Source organism: Agromyces laixinhei, from assembly GCF_006337065.1.
GTDB lineage: Bacteria > Actinomycetota > Actinomycetes > Actinomycetales > Microbacteriaceae > Agromyces > Agromyces laixinhei.
Map to the genome: position 1 here is coordinate 1846389 of NZ_CP040872.1, position 24033 is coordinate 1870421.

General features: G+C 69.3%; 22 protein-coding genes, 2 tRNA genes and 1 riboswitch. Of the genes, 16 read left to right on the plus strand and 8 right to left on the minus strand.

Going from position 1 to position 24033, the window contains the following annotated elements; all coding sequences use genetic code 11:
• Positions 1 to 32: 32 nt before the first annotated feature.
• Together ybaK and glgX are read right to left on the minus strand one after the other, a co-directional pair.
• On the minus strand, positions 33 to 530 hold the full coding sequence (gene ybaK / locus FHG54_RS08665; protein WP_139418374.1) for a Cys-tRNA(Pro) deacylase: 498 nt from the start codon (positions 528 to 530) through the stop codon (positions 33 to 35).
• The gene (gene glgX / locus FHG54_RS08670; RefSeq protein WP_139416915.1) at positions 530 to 2605 is read right to left on the minus strand and encodes a glycogen debranching protein GlgX; all 2076 of its coding nucleotides are present in this window, start codon (positions 2603 to 2605) and stop codon (positions 530 to 532) included. Before glgX ends, ybaK begins: the two co-directional genes overlap by 1 nt.
• A 91-nt stretch (positions 2606 to 2696) precedes the next feature.
• Between glgX and FHG54_RS08675 the strand changes: the two genes are divergently transcribed.
• The 16 genes from FHG54_RS08675 to FHG54_RS08745 all read left to right on the plus strand — a co-directional run bounded on the left by FHG54_RS08675 (position 2697) and on the right by FHG54_RS08745 (position 20090).
• Positions 2697 to 3935 (plus strand): cysteine desulfurase family protein, encoded by a 1239-nt coding sequence (locus FHG54_RS08675; RefSeq protein ID WP_139416916.1) that lies wholly within the window; start codon positions 2697 to 2699, stop codon positions 3933 to 3935.
• A 141-nt stretch (positions 3936 to 4076) separates the two neighbouring features.
• A complete protein-coding gene (mnmA, locus tag FHG54_RS08680; protein ID WP_232331279.1) occupies positions 4077 to 5183 on the plus strand; it encodes a tRNA 2-thiouridine(34) synthase MnmA in 1107 nt (368 codons plus the stop codon).
• A gap of 84 nt (positions 5184 to 5267) precedes the next feature.
• On the plus strand, positions 5268 to 5975 hold the full coding sequence (locus FHG54_RS08685) for a hypothetical protein (protein WP_139416917.1): 708 nt from the start codon (positions 5268 to 5270) through the stop codon (positions 5973 to 5975).
• An 86-nt stretch (positions 5976 to 6061) separates the two neighbouring features.
• Positions 6062 to 8410 (plus strand): NAD-dependent DNA ligase LigA, encoded by a 2349-nt coding sequence (gene ligA, locus FHG54_RS08690; protein WP_139416918.1) that lies wholly within the window; start codon positions 6062 to 6064, stop codon positions 8408 to 8410.
• A 43-nt stretch (positions 8411 to 8453) separates the two neighbouring features.
• The gene (locus FHG54_RS08695; protein ID WP_139416919.1) at positions 8454 to 10220 is read left to right on the plus strand and encodes an alkaline phosphatase family protein; all 1767 of its coding nucleotides are present in this window, start codon (positions 8454 to 8456) and stop codon (positions 10218 to 10220) included.
• A 36-nt stretch (positions 10221 to 10256) separates the two neighbouring features.
• Positions 10257 to 10559, plus strand: coding sequence for an Asp-tRNA(Asn)/Glu-tRNA(Gln) amidotransferase subunit GatC (gene gatC, locus FHG54_RS08700; RefSeq protein WP_139416920.1), 303 nt, complete (start codon positions 10257 to 10259; stop codon positions 10557 to 10559).
• Entirely contained in the window at positions 10556 to 12091 is a 1536-nt protein-coding gene (gene gatA, locus FHG54_RS08705; protein WP_139416921.1) for an Asp-tRNA(Asn)/Glu-tRNA(Gln) amidotransferase subunit GatA, read from the plus strand. Before gatC ends, gatA begins: the two co-directional genes overlap by 4 nt.
• A complete protein-coding gene (gene gatB / locus FHG54_RS08710) occupies positions 12091 to 13611 on the plus strand; it encodes an Asp-tRNA(Asn)/Glu-tRNA(Gln) amidotransferase subunit GatB (protein WP_139416922.1) in 1521 nt (506 codons plus the stop codon). Before gatA ends, gatB begins: the two co-directional genes overlap by 1 nt.
• A 123-nt stretch (positions 13612 to 13734) precedes the next feature.
• On the plus strand, positions 13735 to 14337 hold the full coding sequence (locus tag FHG54_RS08715; RefSeq protein WP_139416923.1) for a hypothetical protein: 603 nt from the start codon (positions 13735 to 13737) through the stop codon (positions 14335 to 14337).
• A gap of 74 nt (positions 14338 to 14411) precedes the next feature.
• Entirely contained in the window at positions 14412 to 15680 is a 1269-nt protein-coding gene (locus tag FHG54_RS08720) for a DNA polymerase IV (RefSeq protein WP_139416924.1), read from the plus strand.
• 63 nt (positions 15681 to 15743) lie between these two features.
• A complete protein-coding gene (locus FHG54_RS16365; RefSeq protein WP_157001298.1) occupies positions 15744 to 16115 on the plus strand; it encodes a hypothetical protein in 372 nt (123 codons plus the stop codon).
• A 70-nt stretch (positions 16116 to 16185) separates the two neighbouring features.
• Positions 16186 to 16295: riboswitch (TPP riboswitch) on the plus strand.
• 39 nt (positions 16296 to 16334) lie between these two features.
• Complete coding sequence (locus tag FHG54_RS08725) at positions 16335 to 16970, plus strand: ECF transporter S component (protein ID WP_139416925.1); 636 nt, start codon at positions 16335 to 16337, stop codon at positions 16968 to 16970.
• A 1-nt stretch (position 16971) separates the two neighbouring features.
• On the plus strand, positions 16972 to 18462 hold the full coding sequence (locus tag FHG54_RS08730; RefSeq protein ID WP_139416926.1) for an ABC transporter ATP-binding protein: 1491 nt from the start codon (positions 16972 to 16974) through the stop codon (positions 18460 to 18462).
• The gene (locus FHG54_RS08735) at positions 18459 to 19232 is read left to right on the plus strand and encodes an energy-coupling factor transporter transmembrane component T family protein (RefSeq protein WP_210415420.1); all 774 of its coding nucleotides are present in this window, start codon (positions 18459 to 18461) and stop codon (positions 19230 to 19232) included. The genes FHG54_RS08730 and FHG54_RS08735 overlap by 4 nt, the downstream gene beginning before the upstream one ends.
• A complete protein-coding gene (locus FHG54_RS08740) occupies positions 19229 to 19819 on the plus strand; it encodes an AAA family ATPase (RefSeq protein ID WP_233437735.1) in 591 nt (196 codons plus the stop codon). The genes FHG54_RS08735 and FHG54_RS08740 overlap by 4 nt, the downstream gene beginning before the upstream one ends.
• A 16-nt stretch (positions 19820 to 19835) precedes the next feature.
• Positions 19836 to 20090: a hypothetical protein gene (locus FHG54_RS08745; RefSeq protein WP_139416927.1), complete on the plus strand. Its 255-nt coding sequence runs from the start codon at positions 19836 to 19838 to the stop codon at positions 20088 to 20090.
• Between the two features lie 31 nt (positions 20091 to 20121).
• Here FHG54_RS08745 and FHG54_RS08750 read toward each other — a convergent pair whose 3' ends face one another.
• From FHG54_RS08750 to FHG54_RS08775, 6 genes are all read right to left on the minus strand, one after another.
• Positions 20122 to 21441 (minus strand): D-alanyl-D-alanine carboxypeptidase family protein, encoded by a 1320-nt coding sequence (locus tag FHG54_RS08750; protein ID WP_139416928.1) that lies wholly within the window; start codon positions 21439 to 21441, stop codon positions 20122 to 20124.
• Positions 21442 to 21465: 24 nt separating this feature from the next.
• Positions 21466 to 21747, minus strand: coding sequence for a metallopeptidase family protein (locus tag FHG54_RS08755; protein WP_415858798.1), 282 nt, complete (start codon positions 21745 to 21747; stop codon positions 21466 to 21468).
• Between the two features lie 131 nt (positions 21748 to 21878).
• Positions 21879 to 21954: transfer RNA gene (locus FHG54_RS08760), tRNA-His, on the minus strand.
• Between the two features lie 43 nt (positions 21955 to 21997).
• Positions 21998 to 22618: an oligoribonuclease gene (gene orn / locus FHG54_RS08765; protein ID WP_139416930.1), complete on the minus strand. Its 621-nt coding sequence runs from the start codon at positions 22616 to 22618 to the stop codon at positions 21998 to 22000.
• A 42-nt stretch (positions 22619 to 22660) separates the two neighbouring features.
• Positions 22661 to 22733: transfer RNA gene (locus FHG54_RS08770), tRNA-Arg, on the minus strand.
• A 31-nt stretch (positions 22734 to 22764) separates the two neighbouring features.
• Positions 22765 to 23985: a cation:proton antiporter gene (locus tag FHG54_RS08775; RefSeq protein WP_139416931.1), complete on the minus strand. Its 1221-nt coding sequence runs from the start codon at positions 23983 to 23985 to the stop codon at positions 22765 to 22767.
• Between the last annotated feature and the right edge of the window lie 48 nt (positions 23986 to 24033).

A 24033-nucleotide genomic window follows, 5' to 3' on the forward strand; every position in this document is an offset into this window, starting at 1 on the left:
CCCCTTCGACAGGCTCGGCGGTCGAAGCCGACTCAACGGCGGCGCGCGAGAGCGCCGTAGCGTCCGCCGGTGACGGCGATGAGGTCGTCTGGGGCGAGTTCGAGATCGAGGCCGCGGCGCCCGCCCGAGACGTAGATCGTCTCGTGCAGGATGGCCGACTCATCGAGCACGGTCGGCAGGGGCGTCTTCTGGCCGACGGGGCTGATGCCGCCGACCACGTAGCCCGTCTTGCGCTCGGCCACGGCGGGGTCGGCCATTTCGGCGCGCTTGCCGCCGAGCACTGCGGCGAGCGCCTTCAGGTCGAGCTGCATCGCGACCGGCACGATGCCCACCGCCAGGGTGCCGTCGACGCTCGCGAGCAGCGTCTTGAAGACCCGGTCGGGGTCGAGGCCGAGCTGTTCGGCGGCTTCGAGCCCGTAGGCTGCGGCGCGGGGGTCATGGTCGTAGCTGTGCGCCGTGAAGTCGACGCACGCCCTGGTCAGCGCGACCGTCGCCGGAGTGCCGGCCGAGGCATCCGCTCGCTTGGCCATCATGCGCCCGCGTGGGCTCGATACAACCGCATCGACGGGCCGGTCATCGTGATGTGCTCGCCGGGGGCGTGCTCGGTCGCGGCATACGCCGGCGATTCGTCCGCGGAGTCCCAGAGGAGCGTGTAGCCGCCGACTCCGTCGTGTGCGGCGAGCACCACGTCGACATCGGACTCATGCGCGTGCACGACCAACAGGATCGTGTTGCGCGCCTCTGCCACGGGCGTCGATGCCGCGAGGTATTGGAGGGTGCGCTGCTCGGGGCTGTTCCAGTCCTCGATGTCCATCGTCGTGCCATCAGCCGTGAACCAATCCATCTGCGACGAGTTCGGGACGTCCTCGTGTGCGCGGTCGTATCGGATCGGGCGCAATGCCGGGTTCTCGGCGCGCAACCGGAGGAGTCGCCCGGTCGTCGCCAGCAGCTCGGGTGCCGATCGCGGGCGGCCCGCCGGATCCCACGCGAGCCAGTTCAGTTCGGAGTCGTGACAGTAGGCGTTGTTGTTGCCGCGCTGGCTTCGCCCGAACTCGTCGCCCGCCGTGATCATCGGCACGCCCGCCGAGAGCAGCAGAGTGCCGAGCAGGTTCCGGATGCTTCGGCGGCGCGCAGCTCTCACGGCCGGATCGGACGTATCGCCCTCGACGCCGTGGTTGTACGAGTTGTTGGAGTCGGTGCCGTCGCGGTTTCCCTCGCCGTTGCCCTGGTTGTGCTTGGTGTCGTACGCGGTGAGGTCGGCGAGCGTGAACCCGTCGTGCGCGGTCACGAAGTTGAGGCTCGCGAGGGGCCCGCGCTCGCCGGAGAAGGTATTCGACGAGCCGGCGAGCCTCGTCGCGAATCGGCCGATGCCGCTGCCGGCGGAGCCGCTCTCGCGCTCGCGTCGCAGGTCGCCGAGCCAGAAGTCGCGCATGCGATCGCGGTAGCGGTCGTTCCACTCGGCGAAGCCGTGCGGGAAGTTGCCGGTCTGCCATCCGCCCGGGCCCACGTCCCACGGCTCGGCGATGAGCTTCGTCTCACCGATCACCGGGTCTTCGAGCATGGCTCGCAGCAGCGGGTGATCCGGCGTGAAGGCCGCATGTTCGTCGCGCCCGAGCGTCGCGGCGAGATCGAGCCGGAACCCGTCGACCTGCAGCTCTTCGGCGAAATACCGCATCGAGTCGAGCACGAGTCGCTGCGGCGCGGCACCGGAGAAGTCGAGGGTGTTGCCGCATCCGGTCGTGTCGACGTACCGGCCGTGCGCGTCGTGCCGGTAGTACGAGGCGTTGTCGAGCCCGCGGAACGAGGAGGTCGGCCCCTCGCGACCCTCTTCTGCGGTGTGGTTGTAGACCACGTCGAGCACGACCTCGAGCCCGGCTTCGTGGAGGAGCCGCACCATGCCCGCGAACTCGCGCCGCACGGCATCTGCGCCTGCAGCCCGCGCCGAGGCGCTTGCGTACGGCGCATGAGCGGCGAAGAAGGCGAGCGTGTTGTAGCCCCAGTAGTTGAGCCTGCCCTGGCGCACGAGGCGTGCCTCGGAGACGAAGGCGTGCACCGGGAGGAGCTCGACCGTCGTGACTCCGAGGTTCACGAGATAGTCGAGCGAGGCGTCGTGCGCGAGGCCGGCGTACGTGCCGCGCAGGGGTTCGGGCACCGCGGTGTTCAGTTTCGAGAAGCCGCGCACATGCGTCTCGTAGATCACGGTGCGGTCGAGCGGTACTCGAGGCCGCACGGAGTCGCCCCATTCGAATCCCGTCGCGGTGAGCGGCTCGAGGGCGACGCCGCGCCACGAGCCGTCGTGGGCACGGGCGAGGCCGCGAGCATAGGGATCGAGCAGGGTGTGCACGGGGTTGAACGCATGCTCGACTCCGGGCGGCCCGTCGACGCGCAGTCCGTAGTGGGCGCCCGAGCGGAGGTCCGCCGACTCGCCCTGCCACACGCCGTGCTCGTCGCGTACGAGCGGCGTGCGTGCGATCGCCCAGTCGAGGTCGTCTGCGTCGAAAACGACGAGCTCGACGGATGTCGCGTGTTCCGACCAGACCCGGGCGACACCGCCGTGGGCACCCGCGCGAACACCGAGGTCGTGCAGGGGGTCGTGCGGAGGCATGCGATCTACAGTAGTTCGTGGAGGCGAGTCGCCTGCACGCGCATGCACCGGCGTCGGGGTGCACACGACGAGGTTCTCGGTCGGAGGTTCCATGGTCTATCTCGATCACGCGGCGACCACGCCGATGCTGCCCGAGGCGATCGAGGCGCTCACGGCCGCGCTCGCGGTGGTCGGCAACCCGTCCTCGATCCACAGTGCCGGTCAGCAGGCGAAACGCCTGCTCGAGGAGTCGCGCGAACGCATCGCCGCCACGCTCGGCGCCGACGGCATCGAGATCGTCTTCACGGGCAACGGCACCGAGGCCGTGAACCTCGCGATCAAGGGCATCTGGTGGCAGCGGCGCACGGATGCGACCACTGGCGCCGCTCGTCGCCGCATCCTCGTGCCGGCGGGGGAGCATCACGCCACGATCGACGCCGTCGAGTGGCTGAGCGCTCATGAGGGCGCCGAGGTGGTCGAGCTCCCGCTCGACGAGGTGGGGCGGGTGCGCCTCGACGTGCTCGCCGACGAGCTCGCGCGGGACGCTGCATCCGTCGCCCTCGTCACGATGCTCTGGGCCAACAACGAGGTCGGCACGATCGAACCCGTCGAAGAGGTCGCGCGACTGACCGCCCGCGCAGGAGTACCGCTGCACGTCGACGCGATCGCCGCCTACGGGCAGGTGCCGATCGACTTCCACGGCGTGCGGCGATCGACGGATGCACCTCGCGGCGCCGGACTCGTCGCGCTCAGCGTCTCGGCGCACAAGATCGGCGGGCCGGCGGGCATCGGCGCGCTCGTGCTCGACCGTTCGGCGGCGGTCGAGCCGCTCATCCACGGCGGCGGGCAGCAGCGCAAGGTGCGGTCGGGCACGCAGGATGTCGCGGCAGCGGCATCGTTCGCCGCGGCTGCCGAGCTCGTGGCCTCTCGCCTCGACGCCGACACGGCCCGCATGTCGGCGCTCCGTGACCGGCTGATCGCGGGCGTCGCCGCTGCGGTGCCCGACGCGCGACTCTCGGGCGACGCGGGCCCCGGCGCATCCGCTCGACTGCCCGGCAACGCCCACTTCTCGTTCCCGGGCTGCGAGGGCGACTCGCTGCTCTTCCTCCTCGACGCGGCGGGCGTCGCCGTCTCGACGGGATCGGCCTGCCAGGCGGGCGTGCCCGAACCATCGCACGTGCTCATGGCCATGGGGCGCTCCGAAGCCGACGCCCGCGGGGCACTGCGGGTCACGATCGGGCACAGCTCGACCGACGCCGATGTCGACGCCTTCCTCGCGGCGCTGCCCGCCGCCCACGCGCAGGCGGCCCGCGCCGGACTCGCCGCCCGCGTCACCTCCTTCGACCGCTGACCGATTCGCTTTTTTCAGGAAGTTTTCGGTGGCGAGGCCTCATTTCGGCCGAATCTTCCTGAGAAACGTGCTGTTTCGGGTGGTCGTTCCTGAGAAGAGTGGTTTGGGGGGACTCGCAGGAGGCTTGTTTAGACTGGAGGGGTGAAGGTTCTTGCAGCGATGAGCGGTGGCGTCGACAGCGCCGTGGCCGCTGCGCGCGCCGTGGAGGCCGGTCACGAGGTCGTCGGAGTGCACCTGGCGCTCAGCCGCATGCCGGGCACCCTGCGCACCGGCAGCCGCGGCTGCTGCACCATCGAAGACTCCATGGACGCGCAGCGGGCCGCGAACGTGCTCGGCATCCCGTACTACGTGTGGGACTTCTCGGAGCGCTTCAAGGCCGACGTCGTCGACGACTTCATCGCCGAGTACTCCGCCGGGCGCACCCCGAACCCCTGCATGCGCTGCAACGAGCGCATCAAGTTCGCCGCGCTGCTCGAGAAGGCGCTTGCACTCGGCTTCGACGCCGTCGCCACCGGCCACTACGCCAAGATCGTGACGGATGCCGCGGGCAACCGCGAACTCCACCGCGCGAGTGCAGAGGCGAAAGACCAGAGCTACGTGCTCGGGGTGCTCACCGCCGAGCAGCTCGCGCACGCCTACTTCCCGCTCGGCGACACACCCTCGAAGACGCTCGTGCGCGCCGAGGCCGCCGATCGCGGGTTGTCGGTCGCTCAGAAGCCCGACTCCTACGACATCTGCTTCATCCCCGACGGCGACACGAAGGGCTGGCTCGCCGAGCGCGTCGGCACCGAGACCGGCGACATCGTCGACCGCACGGGCGCGGTCGTGGGTTCGCATGAGGGAGCGCACGCGTACACCGTCGGGCAACGCAGGGGCATGCGCCTCGGCACGCCGGCCGCCGACGGCAAGCCGCGATTCGTGCTCGAGGTGCGCCCGAAAGAGAACACGGTCGTCGTCGGCCCGAAGGAGGCGCTCGCGATCGGCGTCATCGCCGGGTCGCGCTTCTCGTGGGCCGGGCTCGCGCCCGAGCAGCCCGAGGCCGCGTTCGACTGCGAGGTGCAGATCCGCGCGCACGCCGACCCCGTGCCGGCCGTCGCGCAGCTCGTCGAGGGCGAACTCGTCGTCACCCCGGAGCATCCGCTCGATGGCGTCGCGCCGGGCCAGACCGCGGTGATCTACGTCGAAACCCGCGTTCTCGGCCAGTTCACGATCGACCGCACCGTGAGTGCCGTCGCCGTCGGCGCCTGAGTCGAGGCCTCGCCGCAGCGCACTGTTTCGCGTAGATTCGCGCTGGCGCCACCCCCGACGCCGAGTACCCGACGAGGAGATACCGTGTCCTACCCGCTGTACCCCGCCGACCCGAATCGAGACCCGGCCGAGCCGTTCCGAGGCCTGGACTCCGCGCCCACGACGGGCTCGCAGACGACCGTCGAGATCCGACCCGACATCTGGGACGACGGCGCGTCACCGCGCCCGGTCACCGTCGAGGAGGTCTTCGAACGGCAACAGGAGCAGTTCGGCGGCGTGAAGATCGGCTCGGCGTTCTTCGGGTGGCTCACCGCGACCGGTCTCGCGGCCATCCTCACCGGGCTCCTCACCGCCGCCGGCGTCGCCTTCGGGCTCGTCGGAGTGCAGGACCGCAACGCCACTGCAGGCAACGCGCTTCTGGAGGCTGAGGCGGTCGGCTGGATCAGCGCCGGTGTGCTGTTCGTCACCGTGCTCGTCGCCTACTACGCCGGCGGCTACGTCGCGGGGCGAATGGCTCGCTTCAGCGGCGTCGCGCAGGGAGTCGCAGTCTGGGTGTGGGCGCTCGCGATCGCGATCATCGTGGCGGTCGCCGGTTTCGTACTCGGCACTCAGGTCGACCTGCTCGGCCGTCTGGACGCGTTCGCGCGCATTCCGGTCTCCGAGGGCACCCTCACGATCGTGGGCGTCATCTCTGCAGCCGCGGTCGCCGTCACGAGCCTCGGCGGCGCGATTCTCGGCGGGGTCGTCGGCGCCCGGTATCACCGACGCGTCGATCGCGCCGGGCTGGAGTAGCGGCGCACGTCGACGAGGTCGTGCGACGGCACGGCGACGTCATCGGTTCCTCGTACGACGTCATCGGTCCCTCGTACTATGGGCGTGTGAGCGACATTCCAATCGAGTTCGAAGCCGCCCGTGCCGAAGCCGACGCGCTCGCAGAACGCATAGAGGGCGCGCGGCTCGCGTACTACGGCGATGGCGACTCGCCGCTCTCCGATGCCGAGTACGACACCGCGTTCCACCGTCTCGAGGCGCTCGAACGCGCGTTCCCCGAGCTCTCCGGCCAAGACAGCCCGACCCAGCAGGTCGGCGCGGCGATCGTCTCCGCGGGTTTTCCAGAGCACGAGCACGCAGAACGCATGCTGAGCCTCGACAACGTCTTCTCGATCGACGAGTTCCGCGACTGGGCGACGAAGACGGCCGCCGCGGCCGGGCGACCCGTGCGCTGGCTCTCCGAACTGAAGATCGATGGACTGGCGATCAGCCTGGCCTATCGCGACGGGGTGCTCGAGACCGCGACGACGCGGGGCGACGGCCGTGTCGGCGAGAACATCACCGAGAACGTCGATCTGATCCCCGTCATCCCGCAGCGACTCGAAGGCGATGGGTATCCTGCCTTCTTCGAGGTGCGCGGTGAGGTGTTCCTGCCGTCGCGTGACTTCGAGGAGCTGAACGAGCGCCAGCACGAACTGCAGGCGGCGTTCGAGGCCGAGCAGATCGCCAAGGGGCGGCCGGCCGACGTGATCCCCACGAAGTACCCCGAGTTCGCGAACGCCCGCAACACCGCAGCGGGCAGCCTCCGCCAACGCCGTGAGCGGAAGAACCCGGTCGAGCTCTCGCTCATGCGCGAGCGCCTCGGCCGACTCGCCCTGTACCTGCACGGCATCGGAGCGTGGCACAGTACGTCGTCGGCCCGGCCCGAGATGCAGAACCAGTCCGAGGTCTATTCGCTCCTCGCCGCATGGGGGTTGCCGGTCTCGCCGCATTCCCGCGTGTTCGGCACGGTCGACGAGGTCGCCGGCTACATCGCCGAGCGCGGCGAGCATCGCCACGACGTCGAGCACGAGATCGACGGCATCGTCGTCAAGGTCGACGAGCTCGCGCTGCACGACGAACTCGGGGCGACGAGCCGCGCCCCGCGCTGGGCGATCGCCTACAAGTACCCGCCCGAAGAGGTGCACACGAAGCTCCTCGGCATCGTGGTCGGCGTCGGTCGTACTGGCAGGGCGACCCCGTACGCCGTCATGGAGCCCGTGAAGGTCGCCGGTTCGACGGTGCGGCAGGCCACGCTCCACAACCAACAGGTCGTGAAGGCCAAGGGCGTGCTCATCGGCGACACCGTCGTGCTCCGCAAGGCGGGCGACGTCATCCCCGAGATCCTGGGTGCGGTCGCACAATTGCGCGACGGCACCGAGATCGAGTGGCAGATGCCAGAGCTCTGTCCCGAGTGCGGCACGCCGCTGCGGGCCATGAAAGAGGGCGACATCGACCTGCGCTGCCCCAACGCCATGTCGTGCCCGGCACAGGTGCGCGGGCGGGTCGAGCACATCGGGTCGCGTGGCGGCCTCGACATCGAGGCACTCGGCGAGGTCACGGCGGCGGCCCTCACACAGCCGTCGGTGCCGGCCGAGCCGCCCCTTGCGACCGAGGCCCGCCTCTTCGACCTCACGCTCGACGAACTCGTGCCGATCGAGGTCGTCGTGCGCGACGCCGAGACGGGCGAGCCGAAGGTCGACGACGTGTCGGGTGAGCCGATCAGGCGCGCGCCGTTCCAGAAGCTCGGACCCGCGAGCTACCCGCCGGGCACCGAGGCGATGACGCCGTCCGAACGCCGTGCGGCAGGGGTCACGAAGAACTTCCGCGAGGTCGGTCCGTCAGGAGCGGCGACGACGCTCCTCGCCGAGCTCGAGAAGGCGAAGACGAAGCCGCTGTGGCGGCTGCTCGTCTCGCTGAACATCCGCCACGTCGGCCCGGTCGCCGCACGCGCGCTCGCCGACTGGTTCGGCTCACTCGATGCGATCCGAGCCGCGACTCGCGAGCAGCTCGCAGAAGTCGAGGGCGTGGGCGGCATCATCGCCGACTCGCTCATCGAGTGGTTCGGGGTCGACTGGCACCTCGACATCGTCGACCGGTGGGAGAAGGCGGGCGTCGAGTTCTTCATCAAGGATCATCCGGGGCCCGGCGCCGCCGGTGAGGCCGGGGGAGTGCTCGCGGGAGTCACGGTCGTCGCGACGGGGTCGCTCGAAGGGTTCAGCCGAGAGGGTGCGCAGGAGGCGATCATCGCAGCGGGCGGCAAGGCGGCGTCGAGCGTCTCGAAGAGGACCGACTTCGTCGCGGCCGGCCCCGGCGCCGGCTCGAAGCTCGCGAAGGCCGAAGAGCTCGGCATCCGGGTGCTCGACGCAGCGCAGTTCGCACGGCTGGTGAGTGAAGGACCGGCCGCACTCGAGTGATCGAGAACGACGCACAGATCGGAAGCGATGTGAGGGAGAATCGGTGACTGACGAGAACGCGCACGAGGAGGCCCGGCCGGCGCCCGGCGCCGAAGGTTCGAGCCGCCGCGATTTCCTGAGACTCGGGGGTGTGGCCGCCGCCGGAGCCGTGGTGGGCGGCGGTGCCGGCGCAGCGATCGGTGCAACGATCGGTCACACACTCGGCTACCGGGAGGGCTCCGACGACTTCGCGAGCTTCAGCCCCCGTGAGAAGGCGGGCTTCGACCATCTCGTCGTCGTCATGGGCGAGAACCGCTCGTTCGACAACCTGCTCGGCTGGCTGTACACGCCCGACGACCTGCCCGACGGCCAGCAGTTCGACGGGCTCGCATTCGGCGAGTACGCGAACACGGCGCCAGACGGCACGTCGATCGCGGCGCACGTCTACGAGGGGGCCACCGATGTGATCATGGGGCGTCCGAACCCCGATCCGGGTGAGGAGTTCCCGCACGTCAACACGCAGATCTTCAACACGATCGACCCGCCCGGCAACGCGAAGCTCTTCGTCGAGGGCATGGAGGCGCCGTACAACAGCCCGCACCCCGGCGCGAAGCCCGCCATGAACGGGTTCGTGACCGATTACCTCGTGAACTACGAACGCCTCAAGAAGGGCACGCCGCCCGACCCCGCTGACCTGGCGCAGATCATGGGCTCCTTCTCGACCGAGATGTTGCCCGTGCTCTCGACGCTCGCGAAGAACTTCGGCGTGTTCGACGCCTGGCACGCCGGCGTGCCCTCGCAGACGTTCTGCAATCGCTCGTTCTTCCACGCCTCGACCTCGCACGGCTTCGTCACGAACAAGCACGGCGGCGGCTACTCCAAGTGGCTCGACGCCCCGGCCACGCCGACGATCTTCAATCGCCTCGAAGACGCCGGAATCTCGTGGCGCATCTACTTCGACGAACTCCAGCTCGTCTCGTTCACCGGAGTGCTGCACGCACCCGTGCTCGAGAAGTACTGGCGAACCGAGCGCTTCGCGACGATGGAGCAGTTCCACGACGACGTGAAGAACGGCAACCTGCCCGCCTACGCGTTCATCGAGCCGCGCATGACCTACAACCACAACGACTTCCACCCGCCGTTCGGCAAACTCCGAGCGAGCAACGTCGACGGCGCCGAGGTCGTCGACAGTGCGATCTCCGACGTGCGGGCGGGTGAGGCGCTCATCCACGAGATCTACTCGTCGATCAAAGAGAGCGCGTCGTCTGACGGTTCGAACGCTCTCAACACGATGCTGCTGATCACCTTCGACGAGCACGGCGGATGCTACGACCACGCGCCGCCGCCCACGGCGACGCCCCCGGGGGTCGATGATCCGCCGGGCGAGATGGGCTTCCGCTTCGACCGACTCGGATGCCGCGTTCCGGCGATCGCCGTCTCCGCCTACACGCGGGCGGGCAGCGTGATCAACGACGAGATGCACCACGGCGCCGTCATCGCGACGCTCGCGAAGCTGCACGGACTGAAGCCGCTCACCCGGCGTGACGCCGAGGCGAACGACATGTTCAACGCGGTCAATCTCGATACGCCGCGGCATCCGGCGACGTGGCCGTCGACGAGCCCACAGTACATTCCGCCGAACCCGCAGGCGACCTCTCCGCACCCTGGGCACGCGCACAAAGACAAGCCGCTGAGCCCGCCCGCGCGTGGCCTGCTCGGGCTGCTGCTCGCGAAGTTCGGCAGCCCCGACGACGAAGAGCCGCAGACCTACGCCGACGCGTACGAACTGCTGCACACATACGGCATCGGGCTGTTCGGCAAGCCCCGATAGAATCGATGCATCCCCTTTCCGAGACGACGGAGCAGCATGTCCGAAATCACTGCGGAGCAGGTCGCGCATCTCGCCAGCCTCGCCCGCATCGCGCTCACCGATGAAGAGATCGAGCACCTCACGACGGAGCTCGGCCAGATCATGCACGCGGTCGAGAAGGTGAGCGAGGTCGCAACGCCCGACGTGGTGCCCACGAGTCATCCGATCCCGATGCAGAACGTGTTCCGTGACGACGTCGTGGGCGCGACGGTGCTGACCGCCGACGAAGCGCTCGCGGGTGCACCCGAGTCTGACGACTCGCGGTTCAAGGTGTCGGCGATCCTTGGAGAAGAGCAGTGAGCGACGAACTGACCCGCCTGACCGCGTCCGCCCTCGGCGACAAGCTCGCGGCCGGCGAGGTCTCCTCGGTCGAGGTCACGCGCGCGCACCTCGACCGCATCGCGGCCGTCGACGGCGCCGTGCACGCGTTCCTCCACGTCGAGGGCGAGCGAGCCATCGAGACTGCGGCCGAGGTCGACCGCCTGCGTGCAGCGGGCGGGCCCCTCGGGCCGCTCGCGGGCGTGCCGATCGCGATCAAAGACGTGCTCGTCACGAAGGGCATGCCGTCGACGTCCGGCTCACGCATCCTCGACGGATGGGTGCCGCCGTACGACGCGACTCCGGTCACGAAGGTGCGCGAGGCGGGCATGATCCCGCTCGGCAAGACCAACATGGACGAATTCGCCATGGGCTCGTCGACCGAGCACTCGGCATACGGGCCGACCCACAACCCGTGGGATCTCGACCGCATCCCCGGCGGCTCGGGCGGCGGCTCCGCGGCATCCGTCGCGGCGTTCGAAGCCCCGCTCGCGCTCGGGTCCGACACCGGCGGATCGATCCGCCAGCCGGCGCATGTCACCGGCACGGTCGGCGTGAAGCCGACGTACGGCGCGGTCAGCCGCTACGGCTCGATCGCCCTGGCCTCCTCGCTCGACCAGATCGGCCCCGTCACCCGCACCGTGCTCGATGCCGCCCTGCTCCACGACGTCATTGCCGGGCACGACCCGCTCGACTCCACGTCGATTCCCGAGGCGTGGCCGTCGATGGCCGACGCCGTGCGGCGAGCGGATGTCTCGGGCCTCCGCATCGGCGTCATCAAGCAACTCGACGGCGAGGGCTTCCAGGCCGGGGTGCGCCAGCGCTTCCACGAATCGCTCGAGCTGCTCGCGCAGCAGGGCGCCGAGATCGTCGAGGTCTCCGCGCCTCACTTCGAGTACGCGATCGCTGCCTACTACCTGATCCTGCCCGCCGAAGCATCGTCGAACCTCGCGAAGTTCGACTCGGTGCGCTTCGGCCTGCGCGTCACGCCCCAGGGCGGCGGAACGGTCGAGCAGGTCATGTCGGCAACCCGCGAGGCCGGTTTCGGCCCCGAGGTGAAGCGACGCATCATCCTCGGCACCTACGCTCTCTCGGCCGGCTACTACGACGCCTACTACGGCTCCGCGCAGAAGGTTCGCACGCTCGTGCAACGCGACTTCGATGCGGCCTTCGCGGGCGTCGACGTGCTCGCCTCGCCGACGGCGCCGACCACCGCGTTCAAGTTCGGCGAGAAGCTCGCCGACCCGGTGTCGATGTACCTGAACGACATCGCGACGATTCCCGCGAACCTTGCGGGCGTTCCGGGCATCTCGCTGCCCTCGGGCCTCGCGCCCGAAGACGGCTTGCCGGTCGGCATCCAGTTCCTCGCGCCGGCGCGTCAGGACGCACGCCTGTACAACGTGGGCGGTGCCCTCGAGCAGTTGCTCGAGGAGCGCTGGGGCGGCCCGCTGCTCGCGCAGGCGCCAGATCTCTCCGCCCATGAGCTCACCGCGACCGAGGAAGGCGCACTCTGATGGCCCGCGCTGAACTGATGGATTTCGACACGGCCCTCGAGCTCTTCGAGCCGGTCATCGGCCTCGAGGTGCACGTCGAGCTGAACACCGCGACCAAGATGTTCTCCTCGGCTCCGAACCCCGCGAACTCAGAATTCCACGGCGCAGAGCCGAACACGCTCATCACGCCGGTCTGTCTCGGCCTGCCCGGCTCGCTGCCGGTCGTCAACGGCGACGCCGTGAAGTACTCGATCAGCCTCGGCCTCGCGCTCGGCTGCGAGATCGCCCCGTCGAGCCGGTTCGCACGCAAGAACTACTTCTACCCCGACCTCGCGAAGAACTACCAGATCTCGCAGTACGACGAGCCGATCGCCTTCGACGGCGAGGTCGAGGTCGAGCTCGAGAACGGCCGGGTCTTCACGGTGCCGATCGAGCGCGCGCACATGGAGGAGGACGCGGGCAAGCTCACGCACGTGGGCGGCTCGACGGGCCGTATCCAGGGCGCGGAGTACTCGCTCGTCGACTACAACCGTGCGGGCGTTCCGCTCGTCGAGATCGTCACGCGGCCGATCTTCGGCGGCGAGGCCGACACCCCGGCGCTCGCGAAGGCATACGTCGCCACGATCCGCGACATCGTGCTCTCGCTCGGCATCTCCGAAGCGCGCATGGAGCGCGGCAACCTCCGATGCGACGCGAATGTCTCGCTCCGCCCACGCGGTCAAGCGCAGCTCGGCACGCGCACCGAAACGAAGAACGTCAACTCGATGCGCTCGGTCGAGCGCGCCGTGCGCTACGAGATCCAGCGTCAGGCGGCGATTCTCGCAGGCGGCGGCACGATCACGCAGGAGACACGTCACTGGCACGAAGACACGGGCGCGACGAGTGCCGGGCGTCCGAAGTCCGACGCCGACGACTACCGGTACTTCCCCGAGCCCGACCTGCTGCCCGTCGTGCCCTCGAAAGAGCTCGTCGACGGTCTCCGTGCGGCCCTGCCCGAGCCGCCGGCCGTACGCCGTCGTCGTCTGAAGTCGGAGTGGGGTTTCACCGACCTCGAGTTCCAGGATGTCGCGAACTCGGGCCTGCTCATCGAACTCGAGGCGACCGTGAACGCCGGCGCAACCCCGGCGGCCGCCCGCAAATGGTGGACGGGTGAGATCGCCCGTCTCGCGAACGCCTCCGATGTCGACGCGTCGGGCCTCGTCTCGCCCGAGCACGTCGCCGAGCTCGCACAACTCGTCGATTCCGGAACGCTCACCGATCGCCTGGCCCGCCAGGTGCTCGAGGGTGTCATCGGCGGCGAAGGCTCGCCGCAGCAGGTCGTCGATGCCCGCGGTCTGGCGGTCGTCTCCGACGACGGTGCACTGGTCGCCGCGATCGACGATGCGCTCGCCTCGCAGCCCGACGTGCTCGCGAAGATCCGCGACGGCAAGGTGCAGGCCGCGGGCGCGGTCATCGGCGCCGTCATGAAGGCGATGCAGGGCAAGGCGGATGCCGCGCGAGTACGCGAACTCGTGCTCGAACGCGCAGGCCAGAGCGCGTAGCGGCGTTCCGCCGAGCGAGACCGCAGGAGCGAGACCGCAGGAGCGAGACATCCGCGGGCTCTCAGCGGGTTCAATGCTCGCGACCGTAGAGTGGTCGTCCCCTGAACGATTGACGAGGACACCATGGGATTCCTTGACCGCATCTTCGGCGGGGTTCCCGCCGAACCGCCGACACCGCAGGCCGGGCCGGCCGGCCGGAGGTTGAGCGACGATGAGCTCGCGGTCGAGCGCTACCGGTACCTGCTGCGCACCGCCCCGCCCGAGTCGGTCGAGGCGGTGCACGCCGAGGTGTTCGCGAAGCTCACGCCGCAGCAGCGTCAGGCGGTGTTCGCGTCGCTCAGCTCCGAGGCGCCCGCCGGCGAACGACCCGTCTCCGACGAACCGAGCGCGCTGGCGCGTGCCGCGACCCGAGCCGAGTTCCGGGCGCCCGGCAGCGTCGAGCGCGCCTTCGATCGAGCGGATGCCGCGGGCGGACGCCGGCAGCACGGCGGTCCATCGTTCGGCGGCATGTTCGCGGGGTCGCTCCTCGGCACCGTGGCCGGTGTGGTCGTCGGTTCGGCGATCGCGCAGGCGTTTCTGCCCGACCCGGCGGCTTTCGAAGCGAGTGGCGGCTCCGATGCCTCCGGTGCCGACTCGGGTGGCGGCTCCGATGCCTCCGGTGCCGACTCGGGTGGTGATTTCGGCGGCTTCGGCGACTTCGGCGGTGGCGGCGACTTCGGGTTCTGACCGTCGAATCCGGGGCGGCGCGGCGCGGTGACAACGGCGGCGGAGATGACGGCGGCACCGGATAGGGTCGCATCATGAGCAAGCAGGATGGCTCGTCGCGCCAGGTCACGACGGGGCCGGTCGACGATTCGGCGACACCGATCCTGCACGTCGACATGGACGCCTTCTTCGTCTCCGTCGAGCTGCTGAAGCGACCAGATCTTCGCGGCAAGCCCGTGCTCGTCGGCGGCACCGCGGGGCGCGGGGTCGTGTCGGCGGCGAGCTACGAGGCACGCAGGTTCGGGGTCAACTCGGCGATGCCCATGTCGCTCGCGCTGCAGCGGTGCCCGAGCGCCGTCGTGCTGCACGGCGACTACGCGAGCTACTCCGAGTACTCGCGCCGCGTCATGGCCATCTTCGAAGAGATCACGCCACTGGTCGAGAAGCTCTCGATCGACGAGGCGTTCCTCGACGTCTCCGGTGCACGTCGATTGCACGGCAGCCCTGCTGAGATCGCGTGGAGCCTCCGGCGCCGGGTTCGTGACGAGACCGGACTGAACTGCTCGGTGGGGGTGGCCGCGACCAAGTTCGTGGCGAAAGTGGCTTCGAGCCGGGCGAAACCCGACGGCATGCTCGTCGTGCCGGCCGACCGCACGCTCGAGTTCTTGCACCCGCTGCCGGTCTCTGCGCTCTGGGGCGTCGGCCGGGTCACCGAGGAGTCGCTGACCCGCATCGGTCTCCGCACCGTGGGCGACGTGGCAGCGATGCCCGCCGATGCGCTCGAACGCGCCGTCGGCTCCGCACTCGCGGCGAAGCTCGGCCATCTCGCGATGGGTGTCGATGCACGCGACGTCGTCACCGGGCGCGAAGAGAAGAGCATCGGCCACGAGGTGACCTTCGGGTACGACCTCACCGACCTCGAGCAGTTGCGTCGCGAACTGCTCCGGCTCTGCGGCGATGTGGCCGTGCGGCTGCGCCGGGCCGGGCTCGTCGGGCGCACCGTCGTACTGAAACTCCGGTACGGCGACTTCCGCACCGTCACGCGCTCTCGCACGTTGGGAGAACCCACCGACGTCGCGCGTCGCATCTACGACGAGGCATCCGCTGCACTCGGCGAACTCGCGGGCGACGGAGCCCGCATCCGTCTCATCGGAGTGAGGGCCGAGCAACTCCGCCTGTCGAGTGGCGGCGGCGCCATGCTGTGGGACCCTGACGAGGAGTGGCGTGAGGCCGAGCGCACGATCGACGAGGTGACGGCCCGCTTCGGCCGCGGGGCGGTGCGACCGGCGTCGCTCGTTCGACCGGCCGCAGACCGGGTGGAGTCGTCTCGGCGCAAAGATGCCGACGGCAACGACGTGCGCTGAGTCGAGGTCGGGTTTCTCGCGGGGGGCTGGCTCGGGAGCCGGGGCGCGGGTAGCGTTGCCGGTATGACTGATCTCGTATTGGAACTTGCGGGCACCGTCGCCGGTGTCGGCGTGAAGACCTCCTACGGCGACGCCGTCGACGTCGATGGCACCAAGGTCATCCCCGTCGCGCTCGGGTACTACGGCTTCGGCGGTGGCAGTGGCAGCGGCGACGGCGGTGGGGGCGCTGGAGGCGGCGGCAAGGACATCCACGGCCAGGGCAGCGGCAGCGGCGGTGGCGGCGGCGGGCTCTCCATTCCGTTGGGCGCATACGTCGGTCGCGGGGGTGACGTTCGGTTCGAGCCGAATCTCATCGGGCTGCTGCTCGTGGCCACCCCGCTCGTGTGGGTCACCGGCAAGGCGCTGCGGTGGGTCATCCGCGCGCTCAAGCACTGACCGGTACCGAGCCCGATTTGCTGCTGCGGCGCGGGCGCCGCTTCGGTCGCCTGCGCTTCGGCGTATACTCGTGATCGAACACGGGAGTCCGGTGAGCCGGGCTGAGAGGAAGGTTCTCAACCTTCGACCGTCGAACCTGATCTGGGTCATGCCAGCGCAGGGAGGCCAACCACATCTCAATTTCCCGTGCCACTTTCCTCGAATCGAAAGGGCACGACAGTGCACACTGCAGCATCAGAAACCAGCAGCCCCTCGACGCCCCGCACGCAGCGGGATCTCCGGTGGCGAGTCGTCGACATCGTCGTCGCAAGCGTCATCGGCGTCGCGACCGGCCTGTTGTTCCTCATCTGGAACAACATCGGCTACGCGTGGTTCAGCGCCGCCGACGCGTTCACACCCGGGCTCGGCGGCATCGCCGTCGGCATCTGGCTCATCGGCGGCGTGCTCGGCGGACTGATCATCCGCAAGCCCGGCGCAGCCCTGTTCGTCGAGCTGCTCGCAGCGATCGTCTCTGCGCTCATCGGCAATCAGTGGGGCGTCGAGACGATCTATTCCGGGGTGATGCAGGGACTCGGCGCCGAACTGATCTTCGCCGTCTTCGCGTACCGCCGGTTCGGGGTGGTTCCGGCGATGCTCGCAGGCGCGGCCGCCGGGGCCGCGGCGTGGACCCTCGAGCTCTTCACCTCGGGCAACCTGCAGAAGTCGCCCGAGTTCCTCGGGCTCTACCTCACGACCGTCGTCATCTCGGGCGCCGTGCTCGCAGGGCTCCTCGGCTGGTTCATCGTGCGGGGCCTCGCCGCGACCGGAGCACTCAGTCGTTTCGCGGCGGGTCAAGACGTCGCGCAGCGGGTCTGACATGGCCCGTGATTCCGGTGCGGCCCGGCCCGCGCACGTGGAGGCGCACGGGTGGGGGTGGCGTCACGCCGGACGCAAGCGGGCGGCGCTCGACGGCATCGACCTCGTCATCTCGCCGGGGGAGCGAGTGCTGCTGCTCGGTCCGTCGGGGTCGGGCAAGTCGACCCTCCTGCACGCGCTCGCCGGCGTTCACGGCGGAGCCGAAGAGGGCGAGGAGGCCGGCTCTCTGCGAATCGACGGCGAGTGGCCGGGTGCAGTGCGGGGTCGGGCGAGCCTCGTGCTGCAGGATCCCGATTCCCAGGTCATCCTCGCGAGAGTCGGCGACGACGTGGCGTTCGGGTGCGAGAACCTCGGCGTGCCGCGTGACGAGATCTGGCCGCGCGTGCGGCGGGCGCTCGATGAGGTCGGGCTCGACGTTCCGCTCGATCATCCGACGAGTTCGCTCTCCGGCGGGCAGAAGCAGCGACTCGCGTTGGCCGGTGCACTCGCGATGGCGCCCGGACTGCTGCTGCTCGACGAACCCACGGCGAACCTCGACCCCGCGGGTGTCCTCGAGGTTCGGCAGGCCGTGGCGAACACGCTCGAACGCACCGGAGCCACCTTCGTCGTCGTCGAGCATCGCGTCGACGTCTGGATCGACCTCGTCACACGGGTGGTCGTGCTCGGCCGCGACGGGCGGCTGATCGCCGACGGCGAGCCGGCCGCCGTCATCGCCGAGCAGCGCGACGCACTGCTCGCGGCGGGGGTGTGGGTGCCGGGTGTCGTTCCGGCGGAGTCGGCCGCACGGCCCGCGTCCGCGGCATCCGTCGTCGATCTCGAATGCGCCGATCTCGCGATCGGTCGCCGAAGCGACGCGGTCATCCGAGACGAACTCGCACTCACGCTGTTGCGCGGCACCTCGACGGTGCTCACGGGGCCGAACGGTGCCGGCAAGTCGACCCTCGCACTCACCATGGGCGGCTTGCTGCCGCCCCTCGGCGGCCGAGTGCGCGCCTCGCAAGAGCTCGCTGCAGGTCTCAAGACGGATCCGATCCGGTGGCGGTCGCGCGAACTGCTCACTCGCATCGGCACCGTGTTCCAAGAGCCCGAGCACCAGTTCGTCGCGTCGACCGTGCAGCGTGAACTCGAGGTCGCACCGCGAGCACTCGGACTCGACGCGGCGACGACGGCGCGACGCACCGGAGAGGTGCTCGAACGACTGGGACTCGACCGGCTCGCCGGGGCCAACCCCTTCACCCTGTCGGGCGGCGAGCAGCGACGCCTCACGGTCGGGTGCGCGCTCGTCGCGCAGCCCCGAGTCATCATCCTCGACGAGCCGACGTTCGGCCAGGATCGCCTCACCTGGATCGAGCTCGTGACGCTGCTCCGCAGGCTCGTCGACGAGGGCACGACCCTGCTCTCGGTGACCCACGATGCGGCATACCTCGAGGCGCTCGGCGACCAGCACCTCGATCTCGGCAGCGATGCGTTGCACCTGAAGGCGGCAGTATGAGCGCGACCCCGCGATTGCATCTCGTCGACCGGGTGAACCCGGTCAGCCGTCTCGCCGCCGCGATGCTGCTGACGACGCCCTTGCTGCTGACGGTCGACTGGGTGAGCGCCGCGGTCGCGCTCGTCGCGCAGCTCGTGCTCTTCGCGATGGCGGGGGTCACGCCGAGGGTGCTCGTCGCTCGCACCTGGCCGATCCTCATCGCGGCACCGATCGCCGGCCTCAGCATGCTGCTCTACGGCAGGCCGGAGGGCACCGAGTACTGGTCGTTCTGGCTCGCTCGCATCACCGACGGATCGATCGAGCTCGCCGTCGCAGTCACCGTTCGCGTGCTTGCGATCGGCCTGCCCGCGGTGCTGCTCTTCATGAACGTCGACCCGACCGAGCTCGCCGATGGACTCGCGCAGATCGCGCGTCTTCCGAGCCGCTTCGTGCTCGGCGCGCTGGCCGGCGCACGTCTCGTCGGTCTCTTCATGGACGACTGGCGTGCCATGGCGCTGTCGCGTCGTGCCCGCGGCATCGGCGATCATGGGGCGATCCGCCGATTCGCGACCATGGCATTCGCTCTGCTCGTGCTCGCCATCCGGCGCGGCAGCAAGCTCGCCACGGCGATGGAGGCGCGCGGCTTCGGCTCCGATCAGCCGCGCACCTGGGCACGCGAGTCTCGCGTCGGCGGGCCGAATGCCGCGCTGCTCGGCATCGCCGTCGGCATCGCCGTGCTCGCCATCGGCGCTGCCGTATGGACGGGCACGTTCCATCCGGTGTGGACGTGACGGCGGTCGCCTCGGGCGGGGTGCTCGCAACCGGCGCCGAAGCATCCGCTGTGCACCGCATTCTCGAGCAATGTCGGGCCGCTCGGCCGCGGGTCGTCGCGATCGACGGGCCGAGCGGATCGGGTAAGAGCACCCTGGCCGATGCGCTTGTGCGCGCGTGGCCGGGCGCCGCACCCGAACTCGTGCGCCTCGACGACGTCTACCCGGGCTGGCACGGTCTCGAGTCGGCCGGTGCGTCGCTCGCGCACGGGCTTGTCGCCAGACGAGCTCGCGGTGCCGTCGGGGAGTGGCGACGGTGGGACTGGGCAGCCGGCCGCGTCGCATCGGTCGAACGCATCCGACCCGGTCGGGTGCTCATCATCGAGGGGTGCGGCGCGTTCGCCGCGGTGGCGCACGTCGAGGCGGTCGACGTGTGGGTCGAAGCTTCGCCGCACGTTCGACAGCGCCGGGCCCTCGCGCGCGACGCAGGTGCCTTCGATCCGTACTGGGAGATGTGGGAGCGGCAGTGGCGCCGGTACGTCGCACGCTTCGCGCCCGCGCTACGCGCCGATGTGCGTGTGCGCGTCGCCGATGATGACCGCGGGTGAGGGCTACGGTAGTGGCATGAGCACAGATACAGGCGCCCAGTACGTCGCGGAGTTCCTCGATGGGCCGCTCGAGGGGGAGTTCGAGCAGCGCGTCCTCGTCGGCGGCAAGCCCGAGCGGCGCGTCGGCATGGTCGCCGCAGTCGACGGTCTCGAGTCGCTGTTCTGGTACGACGCGGTCGATGAGCGAGAGGTCAACGGTCAGATGCGCGTGCAGTTCCGATTCGATGCCGACGATTCAGATCCGGTCGAATCCGACGACGAGAACGACTGACACCGTCGGCTATCCGGGATCGACCGGCCGCTCAGCCCTGTTGATCGGCGAAGAACGCCTCGATGAGCACGGCGGGGTTCGTGAGGCGCCAGATCGGGCCCGGGTCGCGGATGGCGCCTGCCAGTTCGAGCGGTGAGCCGACCTCGCCGGCTGCGGTCGGCACGCTGATGCGCCCGACATCACTGCCGGACGACGCGGTTGTGAACGGCTCGACCGTGACGGATGCCTCCGCGACGCTGCCGCCCCACGATGCATCAGTGCGGCTGACCGAGGCGATGAGATCGGCACGGTCGCCCCACGATGCATCAGTGCGGCTGACCGAGGCGATGAGATCGGCACGGTCGCCCCACGCGGCCTCGACACTGGCGTACGGAGTGCCGGCCGTGATCACTTCGCCCGGCGTCGCCGACTGCGCACTCGACTCGACGGCCGCGACGACGGCGGCATCGAGCGTGTCCCAGTCGGGCATGAGCGTCATCGCACCCACCAAACGGTACGGAGGCTGATCGGACAGTGCCGGCACGGTGGTGGTGTACACGAAGCCCACGCCCGCTTCGTCGGTGTAGCCGCGAGTGAGCGCGCGCACACCGGCATCGCCGAGGTGGGCGACGGCATCGGGGACGTTCCGTTCACCGGCCACCGAGGGCGTCGTGCCATCGAGGCCGAACAACCCGGCAATGCCGGGATCGGCGAGTGCGAGGGCGGCGAGACGTGTGAGTTCTTCGGCGGTTCCGACGTTGTCGCCCGAAAGCCCGGTGGCATCGGCGACACGGGTTGCGGTGAACCCATTCTCTGCCAGCCAGGTGTTCGCCGCCTCGACGTAGGGTTCGACACCGCCGAAGGCCCACCGAACGAGGGTGTCGGCGTGGTTGTTGCTCGAGGCGAGCAGCACGGCGCGCACGACGTCGCGCTCCGTCCACTTCTCGCCCGGCAGCACCGGGAGCGTTCTGGCATCTTCAGCGGCGTAACGGAGGTAGTCGGTGTAGTCCTCTGGCCCGATGGTGATGTCGGGGCCGCCGCCATCGGGTGGCAGCGGCAGCGAGTCGAGGGTCGCCAGCACGGTGACGAGTTTCACGGCCGCGCCGATCGGCACGGTCTCGGTGTCGCCGCCGACGGCGAGGGTCGTCGCGGCGTCGTCGTCGCCGAGCACCGCCATCGCGCTCGCACCCTCGGCGGGGAGCGTCACAGTCGCCGCGTCGGCTCCAGACGGCGCTGAGGCAGCGCCCTCTGCGACGGTGACGCTCACTGCGGGAAGCGGGCCGAGGAGCATCGCCGGGCCGTAGACTCCGATGCCGAGGATCGCGATCGCGCCGACAGCGACGCCGATGATGCGACCGGGGGTGATGCTCATGACGTCAGCGTATCCCGGCAGGGGTCACGCCCAGCCCAACTCGTGCAGCCGGTCGTCGTCGATGCCGTAGAAGTGCGCGATCTCGTGCACGAGCGTGACGTGGATCTCGTCACGGAGCTCGTCTTCATCGGCGCACATCGCGAGGAGGGGCTCACGGAAGAGGATGATGCGGTCGGGCATCTCACCGAGCCCGTAGCGATCGCGCTCGGTCAGTGCAAAGCCCTCGTAGAGGCCGAGCAGGTCGAGCGAGCCGTCTTCAGGTCGATCTTCGACGACGAACACGAGGTTCTCGAGTCCGTCGACCATATCGTCGGGCAATTGATCGAGTTCATCGACCACGATCGCCTCGAAGTCTTCGGCATTCAAGTCCACGAGCGGCTCCGATCGAGATTGCGACGGACGTGAACGGGAACCCAGCGTGGAGCGGGAAACATACTTGGGGTGAGTAACGGGGCTTGAACCCGCGGCCTCCTGGACCACAACCAGGCGCTCTACCGACTGAGCTATACCCACCATGTGTCGACCGCCGAAGCGATCTGGCAACTCACAGAGCCTACTACACCTTGGAGGCGAACTCGTTCACCACGGTCGTCGACAGCGACTGGAGCTCGGCCGTGGTGGGGCCGGGCTCGGCGACGAAGACCGCGCGCCGGTAGTAGTGCAGTTCGCGGATCGACTCGAGGATGTCGGCGAGGGCGCGATGCCCGCCGTTCTTCTGGGGCGAGTTGAAGTAGGCCCGCGGGAACCAGCGCTTCGCGAGCTCTTTGATCGACGAGACGTCGACGCTGCGGTAGTGCAGGTGCGCGTCGAGTCGTGGCATGAACTTCACGAGGAACGCACGGTCGGTGCCGATGGAGTTGCCGGCGAGCGGTGCCTTCTGTGCTTCGGGGACATGCTGCAACACGTACTCGAGTACCTGGTACTCGGCGTCGGCGACGGTGACGCCGTTGGGGATCTCTTCGATGAGACCCGACTGCGTGTGCATCGTGCGCACGAACCCGCCCATCGACTCGAGCGCGCTGGCATCGGGCTTGATAACGATGCTGAGCCCAGCATCGACGGGATTGAGGTCGTAGTCGGTGATGATGACGGCGATCTCGACGAGCTCATCGACCTCGAGGTCGAGTCCGGTCATTTCGCAGTCGATCCAGACCAGACGGTCACTCGATGTAGGCATGCTGAGAGTCTATCGGGGCACTCCGACATCAGATCGGGACGGTGCCCCCGGCAGGAATTGAACCTGCGACCAAGAGATTAGAAGGCTCCTGCTCTATCCGCTGAGCTACGGGGGCGCGGATGCCAGCATACCGAAGTGAGTTCGGATCACCCTTCGACGGGCACGTACGGATCGTCTTCGGGGGTCGGAGTCGGAGCACCTGATCGGTTCTTGCGGATGGCCAGGGCGATGAGCGGGAACAGCAGCACCGAGAGCATGCCGGCCCCGACCAGGGCGGCAGCCGTACCGCTCGGCAGATCTCCGTTGTCGACGCCGATCGCCGTGACGGCGACGATGATGGGCAGTCCGGTGGCGCCGAACAGCGCGGTCGCCACGAGATCGCGCCGACTCGACTCCGCGGGAGCGGCAAGGAGTGAGGGCAGGCCGCGGACGAGCAGCATCAGCACGAGGAAGATCGGCAACAGCACCGCAGTGCGCACGTCGCCGAAGAGCGCCGCGAGGTCGAAGGTCAACCCGGTGTAGATGAAGAACACGGGCACGAGGAACCCGTAGCCGACCGCTTCGAGTTTCGTCTCGACGATCTCCGCGTCGTGTTCGGGTGCGCCCGACAGCAGGAGTCGGTAGAGCACGCCGGCGGTGAACGCCCCGAGCAGCATGTCGAGGTCGAGCACGATGCTGAGGGCCACGAGGGCGAGCAGCATGAAGATGACGAGTCTCACCGCGAACTGCCCGCTCGTGTGCAGCGTCGAGGTGATGATCCGGTGCAGGCGCTTGCCGACCCCCTTCGCGGCGAGCCAGATGGCGACGCCCGTGACGACGGCGAAGGAGAGGAGCACGGCCGCCGCGAGCACCGGACTGCGACCGCTCAGGAAGAGCGAGATCGCGAGCAACGGCCCGAACTCGCCGACCGCTCCGAGCGCGATGACGGCGATGCCGAACGGGGTGCGGAGGTCGCCCGAGTCCCGCAGGACCGGCATGATCGTGCCGAGCGCCGTCGAGGTCAGCGCGATGCCGATGAAGGCGGCCGCCGGCAGGTCGACGGCGATGACCGCGGCGATGCCGATGCCGGCCGCGAGCGAGATGATCCAGCCGATCGCCGCCCGGCTCAGCGGCCGCCCGCGGATGGCGCGGAAGTCGATCTCGTTGCCGGCGAGGAAGAAGAGCATCGCCAGGCCGAATTCCGACAGCAGGGTCACGAAGTCGTCTGGGACGACCCAGCCGAGCACCGCGGGCCCGAGGAGGAGGCCGAGCGCGATCTCGAACACGACGAGGGGGATGACCAGCCAACGGCCGATCGCGCGCACGAGCAGCGGTGCGGCGACGGCGATCGCCGGTACGAGCACCATGGTTCCGATCGAGATATCCATGGGCGTCACTCCGTTCCGGGCACGACGGTGCCTGTCGCGATGCTAGCG